This window comes from Bacillus sp. V2I10, assembly GCF_030817055.1.
Taxonomy (GTDB): Bacteria; Bacillota; Bacilli; order Bacillales; family Bacillaceae; genus Bacillus_P.
In genome coordinates this window covers 35,605-47,521 of the sequence record NZ_JAUSYV010000002.1, presented here as the reverse complement: position 1 = coordinate 47,521, position 11,917 = coordinate 35,605, and the positions used below count along the sequence as shown (strand labels likewise).

At 35.9% G+C, this 11,917-nt stretch carries 16 protein-coding genes and 1 pseudogene; 14 read left to right on the top strand and 3 right to left on the bottom strand.

Annotation, left to right across the window (positions count from 1 at the left end; translation table 11 throughout):
- The first annotated feature begins 4 nt into the window (after positions 1–4).
- The gene (locus tag QFZ72_RS27545; RefSeq protein ID WP_307440159.1) at positions 5–229 is read left to right on the top strand and encodes a twin-arginine translocase TatA/TatE family subunit; all 225 of its coding nucleotides are present in this window, start codon (positions 5–7) and stop codon (positions 227–229) included.
- 733 nt (positions 230–962) lie between these two features.
- Here the strand turns inward: QFZ72_RS27545 and QFZ72_RS27540 are convergent.
- Positions 963–1,679 carry a hypothetical protein gene (locus tag QFZ72_RS27540; RefSeq protein ID WP_307440157.1) on the bottom strand — a complete coding sequence of 239 codons (717 nt, stop codon included), beginning with the start codon at positions 1,677–1,679 and terminating at the stop codon, positions 963–965.
- A gap of 369 nt (positions 1,680–2,048) precedes the next feature.
- Here QFZ72_RS27540 and QFZ72_RS27535 point away from each other — a divergent pair, with 369 nt between their 5' ends.
- From QFZ72_RS27535 to QFZ72_RS27495, 9 genes are all read left to right on the top strand, one after another.
- On the top strand, positions 2,049–2,492 hold the full coding sequence (locus QFZ72_RS27535) for a GNAT family N-acetyltransferase (protein WP_307440155.1): 444 nt from the start codon (positions 2,049–2,051) through the stop codon (positions 2,490–2,492).
- A 156-nt stretch (positions 2,493–2,648) separates the two neighbouring features.
- Positions 2,649–2,825, top strand: coding sequence for a hypothetical protein (locus QFZ72_RS27530; protein WP_307440154.1), 177 nt, complete (start codon positions 2,649–2,651; stop codon positions 2,823–2,825).
- Between the two features lie 382 nt (positions 2,826–3,207).
- Positions 3,208–3,417 (top strand): hypothetical protein, encoded by a 210-nt coding sequence (locus QFZ72_RS27525; RefSeq protein ID WP_307440152.1) that lies wholly within the window; start codon positions 3,208–3,210, stop codon positions 3,415–3,417.
- Between the two features lie 95 nt (positions 3,418–3,512).
- Positions 3,513–4,004 (top strand): histidine phosphatase family protein, encoded by a 492-nt coding sequence (locus tag QFZ72_RS27520; RefSeq protein ID WP_307440151.1) that lies wholly within the window; start codon positions 3,513–3,515, stop codon positions 4,002–4,004.
- Positions 4,005–4,363: 359 nt separating this feature from the next.
- Positions 4,364–4,672: a ribonuclease FAU-1 family protein gene (locus tag QFZ72_RS27515; RefSeq protein WP_307440149.1), complete on the top strand. Its 309-nt coding sequence runs from the start codon at positions 4,364–4,366 to the stop codon at positions 4,670–4,672.
- 1,426 nt (positions 4,673–6,098) lie between these two features.
- Positions 6,099–6,452 carry a reverse transcriptase family protein gene (locus QFZ72_RS27510; protein ID WP_307440148.1) on the top strand — a complete coding sequence of 118 codons (354 nt, stop codon included), beginning with the start codon at positions 6,099–6,101 and terminating at the stop codon, positions 6,450–6,452.
- Between the two features lie 224 nt (positions 6,453–6,676).
- Complete coding sequence (locus QFZ72_RS27505; RefSeq protein WP_307440146.1) at positions 6,677–6,853, top strand: reverse transcriptase domain-containing protein; 177 nt, start codon at positions 6,677–6,679, stop codon at positions 6,851–6,853.
- Between the two features lie 61 nt (positions 6,854–6,914).
- Positions 6,915–7,112: a hypothetical protein gene (locus QFZ72_RS27500; protein ID WP_307440144.1), complete on the top strand. Its 198-nt coding sequence runs from the start codon at positions 6,915–6,917 to the stop codon at positions 7,110–7,112.
- Positions 7,113–7,335: 223 nt separating this feature from the next.
- Entirely contained in the window at positions 7,336–7,617 is a 282-nt protein-coding gene (locus tag QFZ72_RS27495; protein WP_307440142.1) for a hypothetical protein, read from the top strand.
- A 147-nt stretch (positions 7,618–7,764) separates the two neighbouring features.
- On the opposite strand, the gene QFZ72_RS27490 is transcribed toward QFZ72_RS27495, so the two are convergent.
- Positions 7,765–8,649 carry an IS3 family transposase gene (locus QFZ72_RS27490; RefSeq protein WP_307430190.1) on the bottom strand — a complete coding sequence of 295 codons (885 nt, stop codon included), beginning with the start codon at positions 8,647–8,649 and terminating at the stop codon, positions 7,765–7,767.
- Positions 8,646–8,936 carry a helix-turn-helix domain-containing protein gene (locus QFZ72_RS27485; RefSeq protein WP_307430193.1) on the bottom strand — a complete coding sequence of 97 codons (291 nt, stop codon included), beginning with the start codon at positions 8,934–8,936 and terminating at the stop codon, positions 8,646–8,648. Before QFZ72_RS27485 ends, QFZ72_RS27490 begins: the two co-directional genes overlap by 4 nt.
- Positions 8,937–9,131: 195 nt before the next feature.
- On the opposite strand from QFZ72_RS27485, the gene QFZ72_RS27480 reads away from it, so the two are divergent.
- The 4 genes and pseudogenes from QFZ72_RS27480 (at position 9,132) to QFZ72_RS27465 (ending at position 11,853) form a co-directional block, all read left to right on the top strand.
- Positions 9,132–9,527, top strand: a complete 396-nt coding sequence (locus QFZ72_RS27480) for a VOC family protein (RefSeq protein WP_307440140.1) — start codon at positions 9,132–9,134, stop codon at positions 9,525–9,527.
- A 165-nt stretch (positions 9,528–9,692) separates the two neighbouring features.
- Positions 9,693–10,655: a proline dehydrogenase family protein gene (locus QFZ72_RS27475; RefSeq protein WP_307440138.1), complete on the top strand. Its 963-nt coding sequence runs from the start codon at positions 9,693–9,695 to the stop codon at positions 10,653–10,655.
- 275 nt (positions 10,656–10,930) lie between these two features.
- A pseudogene (locus QFZ72_RS27470) lies at positions 10,931–11,365 on the top strand (N-acetyltransferase family protein).
- A 344-nt stretch (positions 11,366–11,709) separates the two neighbouring features.
- Positions 11,710–11,853, top strand: a complete 144-nt coding sequence (locus QFZ72_RS27465) for a hypothetical protein (protein ID WP_307440136.1) — start codon at positions 11,710–11,712, stop codon at positions 11,851–11,853.
- Positions 11,854–11,917 lie beyond the last annotated feature (64 nt).

Sequence of the window (11,917 nt, the reverse complement as noted above, 5' to 3'; positions counted from 1 at the left end):
AGACATGTTTTCTAATATAGGTATCCCAGGATTAATTCTTATTCTTGTGATTGCGTTAATCATTTTTGGGCCGTCTAAGCTTCCTGAGATCGGTCGCGCGTTTGGTCGTACTTTGACAGAGTTCAAAAGTGCAACGAAAGGTCTTGTTTCCAGTGAAGAAGAGGAAAACAAGGAGCAAAAGCCTGAATTGGTAGCTGTAGAAAAAAAGCAGGATAAATCAGTAGTTTAATAGGGTGGATGTAGGGGAGTGATTCGCCTGCATCCTTTTTCACCTTTACACGCTTATTGAAGAGGAAATATCTTACATAGTATTAACGTACAATTTACATTAATTTACAAGTCAAGTCAATCGATCAAGGGGTAAAAAACTTTTTTAGATTAAGGGAGCTTTCGCAACAGCAAAAAACTTTGCTAAGAACGCCCTTACCCCAATGCTTATACGTGTTTTTCGTTCTACTTCCTAAACAGCTACATAATTACGCTAACGAAGTAAGAGTTACTTTTTGACTTAGCCAAACGCATAAGGCTACCAGATCTAGTGCTCTTTACTTACTTTTTCGTTGAACAATTTAATTTCTCTGGAGAGTGATCTAAAGATTAGGTGACATGTGTTGTTATAATTCTTGAGAAAACAGCTGTAGTTCATCCGTAATGGAAAAATTCATAAAAAACGCCATCCTTTCGTATGATACTACAGAAAGATTAGCGTTTTTTTGGTTTTAGGGATATGATTTTGTCTTACCTTGATGGGCATGGGGCGGTACCCCTAAATATAGTGAGAGATTTTGATCTAATGGATGATGGAGATCCAACAACTCCGCCAATGATTTCATGTGAGAAGTGTGGAGGCGAAATGTATCCTGAATATTATAAAGGAGTACATAGCATAGAGTACAAACGATCGGATATTCGCTAAACAAAAAAGGACCGGGCTATGCCCGGTTTTTCTTATTAAAAATGAGTTAAGATCTAGTCGACGTCAAGTGTTTTTGAAAGTCAATTTTATATAGCTTTTTTGGTCTTCCTTTCAACTTTTTCTGTTTCCTTACGATTACCTCTGCCACACCCTTTTCCTCCAAATTATTTAAGATCCGGTTAGCAGCTCTGATGGTGATTCCGAGGTGTTGGGCAATGTCATCAGACATCAGTTCATTGGTGTTTAATTTTTCCATCACAGCTAAAAGTTTTTGGATTTGCAGAGTCGAAATGCGAATTTGCTGACTTATATTTTCAATTTGCGGGTTTGCTTCATTGGAAATTTCGATACATTGTTCATCGCCCAGCGGACCGATTAAATGATCATTTTCTGTCATTAAATACGTAGTGGAATCTTCCTTATTTCGATTTGCCTCCTGATTAGCCTGCATCGCGTTTGAATAGGCCTCGTGTATGGAGTGTCCCACTCCCCAGCCGATCCCAATCTTAAATGGAAGAGTGTTAGTTAAAAATGGTGAAAGGGTACAGGTTTTGAAATCGTTGGTAATCAATTTTAAATCTTTTTTTGAGGTTACTACTTCCATATTTAAGGTATTTTTTTTGATCATAAACGTTACTTGCTTCTTTTTAGTAAATTCCAAAAGGGCCTTATTAAGCAAGATTTGTCTGAATTCAAATTCCGGATCGACCCCATGTACATCTTTTATTGAAAAAATACCTATTGCAAGTTGATTATCTGCCAAACGATGGAGCTCAATTTCTTTTAAAAGCTCGGATACCTTTTCGTGCATGGATTCTTTCGATGGATAGACGACGACATGTTTAATATTATGGATGATTTACTTCAATATAGGGTATATCCCAAAGAACTAAGAAAATATATAATAAAGTATTTTAATAATGAAAAGTCTCCAGTTTATTTAGGGGATATTAATTGAAGCATTGTTCAACAATCGGGCGCTTTTCGGTAATAAGGAAGGCGTCTTTCCTTATTAATCGGGCCATTTAATGGAGTAAAGCTTATTGAACTAAAGGTGCAGAATAGTTAAAGTTCACAATATTTTATCACTTCAATAAAGTGTATAATTTGATCTAATAGGGAGGGAATTAAAATGGAAATATATCAAGCTGCGATTGAAGATTTAGAAGGAGTATCAAATTTATTTAATTTGTATCGTGTGTTTTATCAACAAACATCAGATTTAGAAGGTGCTAAGACTTACATAAAAAAACGTTTAGAAAGTAAGGATTCTGTGATATTTGTTGTTAAAGACAAACAAAAGTATGTAGGATTTACTCAACTATATCCTACATTTTCATCAATATCTATGAAAAGAGCATGGATATTAAATGACTTGTATGTAGATGCAGAAGCCAGAAAACAAGGAATAGCAGAAACACTCTTACATAAAGCAAAGGATTACGCCAATGAAACAGGTGCTAAAAGTATTAGTCTGAGTACAGCACCAGATAATTATTCTGCTCAAAGACTATATGAAAAAAATGGATACATAAGGGATTCACAATTTTATCATTATGAATTAAGTTTGACTTAATAACCGTCTGATCAATTAATCAACTAAAAGGCGCTATCCTCTAATAAGGATATCAGCCTTTTTTATTGAACTAAAGCAGCAGTAATATTGATGGAATTTTGTATTATTTTTCATTAATTGGAAATTATATAGTTGAAAATAGAAAGGAGGAATTTTGTGGATACGAGTATGAGCGTGGAAGAAGTTAAGAACCAAATTTCTGGACTAATGCAAAAAGAAGGACAGTTACTTCGTAAGAAGCAAGTAAAGAAGTCAAATCCAGAGCTAATGAAAAATGCATTGTATTATTTTCCAAGTTGGGAAACTGCAATAGAACAGAGCGTTGGATCTTAATCTTTAACTGTACATAAAACATTTATTTTTCAAATTGATGTATAATTCGACTTTTTTGTATAAACCACAGAATTTGTCTGAAGGGAAAGGGCAGTTTCTGTGGTTTTTATGAATAATCGATAGATTTTTTCATTTAGCTACCGGGTGTTAGTTCAATAAACGCGAGCCGACTTCAACTGCCTTTAATAATATTATCGATCTTAAACAATCGGGCGCTTATCTGTAAAAAGCTAAGTGTCCTTTTTACTGGAATAAAAGATTGAGTTAATCACCTGATTTTGAAATAATTGGTATTAAGCAATCGGGCAGGGCTAACAACTTGGTTTCGTTTTTAGACAACAAGGGTATATGAAATAAAATTGGTTTAGAGGAGCAATGAAAATTGACCACTATACAACCAAGAAAGAGATATATTGTTAACCTCGAACGGAACGGTGAAACGGTCCAAATTGTGATTATTGCTAAAAACCTTAAGAGTATGTATAGAGAAGTTTACCGACTATACGGAAATTTTCTTACTGATGAGAAAGGAAACGATGCAGGCACAATTTCGTTCGAGGAAATAGCTTTATCTTCTACTATGAAGATTTAGGCTGTCGTGGAGACAGCTTTTTCTTATTGAGCTAGGAAATTAAGGAATCTTAGCCATTAAACTAAAAATACAAGGTGGTAGCAATATGGGGTTTGATGTACAATCGTGATGGATTACAAGGGAGGACTGATATTCCATTAAATTTACAAGGGAAATTACAAGCTCAAGAGTGTAGGAAATATCTGCGAGATTTTGAATACGAAATAGTCATATCCAGTCCATTAAAAAGAGCTTTAGAAACTGCTCAGATCATAAACGAAGGTGAAAAGAGCCAAGTCCTGGTGATGAAAGAATTTATAGGACGGGATTATGGAGACGCGGAAGGAATGACGATAGAAGAAAGACAATTAACTTTCCCAGATAAGAATTATCCAAATCAAGAAAGCAGAGAATTCTTAAATGAACGGATTACAAACGGACTAACAAAGATAAACCAGAATTATAGCGACAGCAACATAGTATTAGTTGCCCACGGTGCAGTAATAAATGCTATTTTAGCACATATTTCAGATGGTGAAATTGGATCGGGTAAGACAAAGCTAATAAATGTAGCAATATTGAATTCATTCAGGAAAGATGGAGAGTAAATCATTACAATCAAGTCACGCATCTATCTAAATACAGTAAAAAAGGCAGAATATAATATGCAGCAATCGGAAGCTAATGCTGCACATAAAGATTCTCTTTATGAGAGATAGGAACGGGGAAATGAAATGCTTAAAAGGAAATATGGTGATCACAGAAACTGGAAACGTGTAAAACAGAAAAAGTACGCCCAAACCTTAATAAGGTCAACTGATTTTAAGGGTTATGCAACATTAATAGATATTGTCCAAGTAGTTGAACCATTATCAAAAAATATGGAGAATCAGATGTTTGTATAGTTGATAACGGGTACAAATGGCTGCAACATTTCCCTCTTGACGAGAAACATTCTGTAACTACGATGTTTAATCATAAAGGGGAAGTAGTGCAGTGGTATATTGATATATGTAAAGAAAATGGTATAGAAAAGAATGTTCCGTGGATGGATGACTTATTTATAGATATCGTGGTATTACCCTCTGGAAAAGTGTTTCATTTGGATACGGATGAACTTCAAGAAGCATATCAACAAGGCTCCATTGATAAACAACTTTATGATTTAGCTTGGGATGAAGCTAAGAAAGTAACCAAATTGATTAATAATGGAGACTTTAAATTACTTGATTTAGCAAATAATCATAAACGTATCTTAGAGAAAAAGCTCAACTAGTCTTATTCAACAATCGGGGGCTTTTCTTGAATAACCTTGCAACGTGGATGTTCCAGAACGATCTTCAACAATCGGGCGCGTGTGCGGCCGAGCCTAGGTCGTATCATATAACGGGTGGGATTCCCGTCGAGTAAGAACTAGCCATTCGCTCGTAGCGAGTCTTGGAGGGCTAAAGGTGACTTTAGTTTTTAAGCGTAGACAGTTAGGTGGAGCAGCCGTCAAGGCTGAAAATCTTATGGAGTGAAAGTCTCCTGTCATCAATTGACCGATTCGGATGACTAGCATATCCAATGCGTGGGGAGGTAACGAACTACGTTCTGATTGGAAGTAAAAGTCACGGCGGCCTATTTTACACAGAGAGGATAAGGTCGGAACAGTCTGTGTGGCGAGCAAACACAGAGGCCAGAAGGATTTAACGAATACTGCAATCCCGAAATCTACGCCCCTCAAAGAAACTGTTCGAGGGATGTTTTGCTTAGCGTCGACCTTTGCCTAACGGGGGAAGACCGATGTCTTACGGGAAGAAACGGTCAAAAGCACCGTAAGAGCAGCCGGGGTATGGGTTCTGGCATCTGTGGAAAGATTTTCAGAGATAACAACGGGAAGGTCCTACTTCAAATTGGGAAGGTACTAACCAATAAAGACCTATCATATAAGAGGCTAATAGAAAATGGTAGGATGATTTAGGATTTGCGCATGAGGTCGTAGTAGCAATGATGGAAGGGTAATGCCTTCTTAAGTGTAAGGAAATTATACTCCTATCAAGGTAACACCTTTGATAGGGCAAAGGACCTCTGGGCACTTGGAATGTTTGAGCATTATAGACTCTGAGCTATAAAGTATGTTTAAACTAGCTTACAAGTAAACCTACAAATGATGGGGGAATATGTGTACCGACATTTAATCCTGCGGTTATATGGGAAGGCTTGTAGGTGATTAATCCAAGGTCAGAACCGGACTCGGGAAATCCGACCGTCCGGGATCGTAGGGGGGCTACAAGAAACGTGAATCATAATTGATTGCGCGCGCTTGTTTTCTACCCGACGGCGGGCCGAAAGCCAAATGGTTGAAGGGATTGAGCTCCATAATGATTGTAAAACGAGAGGGCTGATGCTTTACGCGCTGCAGAAAGCTACATTTTACCTTTCGTTAAAGGCAAGAAAGGTAAACCTCTCTGGAGTCATAGACCTTGGCACGTTATACATTGATATGATACGGCAACTCGGGAGACCCTACCGGTCTTTTCTTTTTTTTAGAAGAGTATGGTCTACAAGCGATAACAAGCAAGGAAACCAAATGCCGATGTAGGGAGTCGGATAGCAGCGTAGTACCAATGAAGTTGGGTAATGCCGATGGAGGAAAGGCTGCTACCAGTTATCACCCTTACTAGGGACACATTTACTACACACAGAGGTAGGTATAATTAATGGAAACAAAACTACTAAGGATAGCAGAATTAGCAAAGATTGATCCTAAAATGAAATTTACATCTCTTGCACATTTATTAAATAAGCAAGCACTAGTTCAATGTCATCATGAATTACCTAACAGGAAGGCAACCGGGATTAACGGTACAACTAAAGAGCAATACAGCGAAAATTTAGAAGAAAACATAGAGGAGTTAATATGTAGTCTTAAAAGCAAAAGTTATCGTCCCGTTCCAGTAAGGAGAATGTATATTCCGAAGCTCAATACAAACAAGAAAAGACCATTAGGAATACCGGAACATGAAGACAAGATTGTTCAAAAAGGCATTACGAAGATACTAAATACCATCTAAAATGACTTTCTAGACTGCTCCTTTGGTCAAATCGTAGTTGCCACGATGCTTTGAAAATACTGAACTTCTATATTGAAAAGAGGTCAGTAAATTATGTAGTAGATGTCGATATTAAAGGATTCTTTGACAACGTTGACCACAAATGGATAATGGAGTTCTTAAAACTGTGAATTGCTGACCCTAACCTACTAAGAATAATTGGTAGGTTTCTTAAAGGTGGATACATGGAGGAAGGTAAGCAATACAAAACAGACAATGGCACACCGCAAGGTGGAGTAATATCTCCGGTATTAGCCAATGTGTATCTCCATTATGTCCTCGACTTATGGTTTGAGAAAAAGGTCAAGAAACAATGCAAGGGACAGGCATATTTAGTAAGGTATGCAGATTGGGAATTATAGAGCCGTATCTTTAAGGTCAAACCTACATGGGAATTTACGACAAATAATAGGAGAAGAAGTAATGAAGGATCTTGTATTTTATTTAATGGCATTTTTAGGAGTTTTAATCATGATTATTAGCGTTATTAATATGTTCATTATAGACATGAAAAATAAGAAGAATAATCAAAAGAAAAGTAAATCAAAACATGTAAAATTAGCTGTTTTTGGATTTATTGTTTATGTATTATCCCGTATAGTACATGGGCAATTTCTTTGAAGTTGCTTTTATAATGGTTTAATTAACGGGGACGACGGCAATCCAGGATATGTTCTTGAACTAAACCAGCTAATAGTAGCTCATTTGTTATTCCATTAAAGGGCGCATTACTGTAATAACTGAACCCTCATTACTAACAATAAGTATTACATATATAATGAAAGGTAATTACCCGATAATATTTATTAGGATGTGATATTCAATGTTGAGATGTGCCTGGTGTATGAAAAAAATTAGAGAAGATAAACCAGTATTTGGATTAAGTGTTAAGTTTGCTGAAGGCGTAGATTTCTCGAATAGTGAAGGTACGATCACTCAAATAAGTCTACGTACTCGTAATACTAGTGTTCCTATGATTGTAACTGCTAGCAACTCAGAAGCAAAGCATCAAGGAACTGATGGCATATTTGCTATATGTAGTGAGAGATGTGGAGCGAAAATGAAAGATACCGTTACAAAGGAATTAACAACGTTCAAAGATTTCAAAGATATTTCTCTAAATTAAGAGAAGTTAAAGAAAACAAACAGTGATGGTTTAGTATGGTGTTATTAAAGTAATGGGAGCATTTTCTTTTTGTATTTTATTCCGCAATAGGGCGCTTTCCTGTAGTTGATCTGACCCCTGTCAAGTAGACACAAAAAATAAGCGCAGTTAAGAAGCCTGACTTCTATATTCGATAGGAGTCAGGTTGTTTAGCTTGTTTTGAAACCTTTCGTGGTTATAAAAGAGAATGTAGTCTTTAATAGCCCTTCTAACCTCTTGTGAAGTTTTAAAAGTATGAAGGTTAAAACATTCTGTTTTTAAATGACTAAAGAAATTTTCCATACTAGCGTTATCCCAACAGTTGCCCTTTCTAGACATACTAGCTTTCATTTTATTTCTTGTGAGTAGCTGATTATAGTTATGGGACGTGTATTGGTATCCTTGATCACTATGGAGAAGGATTCCTTTTACATTCCTTCCTTTTATGGCTTTTTTAAGAGTATCCAAGACTAGCTTATAATCATTGCGTCTACTAATTTGGTACGCAACAACTTCGTTATTATATAGGTCTTTGATGGCAGACAAATATAGTTTCTGTCCATTGAAAATGAGGTACGTAATATCAGTTACCCACTTTTCATTAGGGCGAGAAGCGTAAAAGGCTCTATTTAAATAATTATTCGAGATAAGATAAGGTTCTTTCTTACCGTAATAAATTCGTTTCTTCCTGATAATTGCTTTAATACCTAGCTCACTTAGTAACCGTTGAACTTTTTTGTGATTAATGTGAATATCATAGGTCCTCTTTAACCAAATTTGTATTCTTCTATAGCCATAGATGCCCTTATATTTCTGATGACATTCTATTATTTTCTGCTTTAGCTTCTCATCCTCTATCTGCTTTTCCGAAGGTAATGCTTTACGCTTTACCCACTTGTAGTATCCACTTCTTGATACTTTAGCCAGATGGCAAAGTAGCTGTATAGAATGATTAGATAAATCATCAATGATTTGAAATAGATTACTAGGTTCTAAATCAATTCCCCCTTTCACATCTTTAAAAGCTTTTTTAACAGTTCGTTCTCAGCTTCTAATCGCTTTATTTTCTTTTGAGGATTTTCAATAGTAGATGAAGAGACTTTACCAGACCCACTTTTTCTTCCGCGTTTCTCCCTAAGACCAACAATTCCATCTTCACTAAACTGTTTAACCCACCGTTGTATGTTTTTTCGATGAATGTTTAATTCTCTGGAAACAGCTGAATAATTCTTCTTTTGATGATATAAATCCACCGCTTTTTTCTTAAACGATATATCATAAGTCTCTGCTTTTTTCTCCATAAAAAATACCCCCTCCTAGTAGACAGATTAATGCGCTTTTTTAAATGTGTCTACTATAAGGGGAGCATACCAAAACAAGGATGGCGCCTTATTTAATGTATAAACTATTGAGTAAATCGTTTGATTTTGAAATAATTGGTATTAAGCGATCAGGTAGGATAATTGAATAAATTTTAACAATAGGGAGGGTATTTGTTGTCAAAAGGGTTAATTCACCATATTGAAATATATGTTTCTGATTTAAAAAGTTCCATTGAATTTTGGGGCTGGTTTCTAGAGGAGTTGGGGTACAGCCCCTTCCAAGAATGGGACTGTGGGCAGAGTTGGAAAATAGAAGATACTTACCTAGTTTTCGTACAAACAGAAGAAAGATTTATGGATGTTTCTTATCACAGATGTCGAGTTGGTCTAAATCATTTGGCATTTCATTCTAGTTCACGTCAACACGTAGATGAAATGGCAATTAAATTGAAGGCAAAAGGGATACATATTCTCTATACAGATAAGCATCCATTTGCTGGTGGAGATGAACATTATGCTGTTTACTTTGAAGACCCCGACAGAATAAAAGTGGAACTTGTAGCACCTTAATTTACTTTTAATATTCCATTATAGGGCGCGATACTTCAATAAGAGAAGTATCGTCTTTTTATTGAGATACAGCTTGCTGTTAAAGGCTACTGTTAATTTCCCTGTATTTGTTACGACATTTAAATTATAATTTTTATGAAAATTCAGATGAAATGAGGGGTATAATTGGTTCTTCCATCAATTGAAAAACAATTTGCAGATTCGTTGAAATCCATTGCTCGAAATTTAGAAATAAAGGAGTACATTCAACAATCTCCTGAACTTTATCCGTTATTTTTGAGTTCTGCTAAACGATTTGTAACAGGTGAATCAAGAGAAGACGGAGTATCTATTGGTGACAAACTTATACATAAGGGATACTGCATTTCTCTGGAATTCATCGGGGAGAACACTGTAAACAAAGAGGAGTGTGTTCGAGCCAAAGATGAGTTTATAGCGTTGATGAAAGAATGTGGAAATCATGGAATAAGTTCTCGCATTTCTTTTGATCTATCCCATATTGGATTATCTGTTGATCCTGAACTTGCCTATCAAAACTTACTAGAAATGGCGAAAGAAGCACAGTCCCATGGTCTTTCTCTTATGATTAGTATGGAGGAATCAGCAAAAACGGATCAGATACTATCTATATACAAAAGAGTTGTTGTGGAATATTCGAACGTAGGGATCACACTTCAAGCCCAATTGTATCGAACACTTAATGATCTTAATGAATTACTTAACTACCCTGGGGTAATTCGTATCGTTAAAGGGGCATACCAAGAGCCGTCAGATATTTGTATTCCTCGTTCAGACAAGTTGGATCAACGTTATCTCGAATTAGTGGATTTATGTGTTAAAGCTGGTCACGAAGTTTCAATTGCTTCTCATGATGAAGCTATACATAAACAAATCATCGAGCGTGGTTATTTGCAAAACCCACATGTGGAAGCAGAAATGCTATACGGAATTCGTCCCGAACTCTGTAAACAACTTAAAGATGATGGGCTACCAGTTCGGGTTTATCTAACTTATGGTGTTGAGTGGTACTTATACCTATGTCATAGAATAGCTGAATATCCACCAAACATTTATGTTGCCATTACGGATATGATACGAGGGGAGAAAGACTCCTCTCAACTTTACTAAGCCTCAAAGTTTGAAAGTCTGAAAGGGTTGTAAGTTTTTATTGTTCTTGGCAACCATAATTTACATGCTTGTTGAAAGGGCGCGTTGGTTAAAGAAAAGATTGTATTAACCCCCACCAGGTTCTTTAGAAGCCGAAAACGGAACGTTGATGGATCAACGAGGTATAAAATCCTACATTAATGATAAATGGCGATAAGCTAATTTAGCATATATATGTTTTCTTAGTTGTAGATTGTATAATTCTTATAAGAAATCTAGTAAACGAGGGGTATAACATGATCGAAAAAGCTAGTCAAAATGATTTAGAGGAGATTCTAACAAAATCAGTCGATGCCTTGTATGAAGGAACTGCTAAGACTTTTAAACCTTCTGAAGAACGAGCAGAACAGATAATCCGTGCAACCTTGGAACAAGGAGGATATTATCTTGTACTAAAAGAAGATGGGGATTTAAAGGGATAGGTACTGATAGGAAACAGTAAAGATTACTTTTCTCAAGAAAGTGTAGGCTTAATTTATGAACTGTATGTTTTACCAACTTGTCGTGGTAAGGGACTCTCAAAGGTTTTAATGAAGGCTGCAATTGATGAATTGTTTACAAAGGGTCATAAAGAAATAAGACTGAATGTACAGGCTGAAAACTTTGCTAAAGAATTATATAAAGAATTTGGGTTTGTAGACCGGCAGATTTCGATGAGCTTAACGGTTTAACAATACTGAAAAAGTATCCTTCTTCAGCAATCGGGCGCGCTTGTTGAATGAAGAACACTTAGATTTTAACCCCACTTTATTGTTATATGATTAAGAGACAAAAGATAAGCTATTAGTTTCATAGAAACAACCTACTAGAAATGAATCACAGGCAACAAAGGGAGAGGCAATGATGAATAATACATTAGTATGGGCTATATATTAAATGTTTTAGTAATACCGCTATACCCTCTCTTGAGGGTGTTTCCATCGGTTAGAATTTGTTCAATCAAAGAAGGGAATTATTGGTTATTATAGAATGTTACAAACAAAGGTTAGTTTAAAATAATAAGGGAGGGTTTTGTATGGAGTTCGTTTTTGAAGCATGGATTCCATGGCTGTTATGGATAGGAGGCGGATCTTTAATATTATCCCTATTTTTGTTATTATCCACTAACAGTTATACAAAAAAGAAGTTAAAAGAAATGGAACAGGAAGATGCTCTATGAGGCTTATATATGATAAAACTTCCTTTTTTATGTAGCTTCCAGGCTCCTAAAGAAGTACCCGATT

Coding starts and splice junctions, on each gene's coding strand:
- QFZ72_RS27545 (WP_307440159.1), top strand. CDS start 5: ATGTTTTCTAATATAGGTATCCCAGGATTAATTCTTATTCTTGTGATT.
- QFZ72_RS27535 (WP_307440155.1), top strand. CDS start 2,049: ATGGAAATATATCAAGCTGCGATTGAAGATTTAGAAGGAGTATCAAAT.
- QFZ72_RS27520 (WP_307440151.1), top strand. CDS start 3,513: ATGTACAATCGTGATGGATTACAAGGGAGGACTGATATTCCATTAAAT.
- QFZ72_RS27515 (WP_307440149.1), top strand. CDS start 4,364: ATGTTTAATCATAAAGGGGAAGTAGTGCAGTGGTATATTGATATATGT.
- QFZ72_RS27510 (WP_307440148.1), top strand. CDS start 6,099: ATGGAAACAAAACTACTAAGGATAGCAGAATTAGCAAAGATTGATCCT.
- QFZ72_RS27505 (WP_307440146.1), top strand. CDS start 6,677: ATGGAGGAAGGTAAGCAATACAAAACAGACAATGGCACACCGCAAGGT.
- QFZ72_RS27500 (WP_307440144.1), top strand. CDS start 6,915: ATGAAGGATCTTGTATTTTATTTAATGGCATTTTTAGGAGTTTTAATC.
- QFZ72_RS27495 (WP_307440142.1), top strand. CDS start 7,336: ATGAAAAAAATTAGAGAAGATAAACCAGTATTTGGATTAAGTGTTAAG.
- QFZ72_RS27485 (WP_307430193.1), bottom strand. CDS start 8,936: ATGGAGAAAAAAGCAGAGACTTATGATATATCGTTTAAGAAAAAAGCG.
- QFZ72_RS27465 (WP_307440136.1), top strand. CDS start 11,710: ATGGAGTTCGTTTTTGAAGCATGGATTCCATGGCTGTTATGGATAGGA.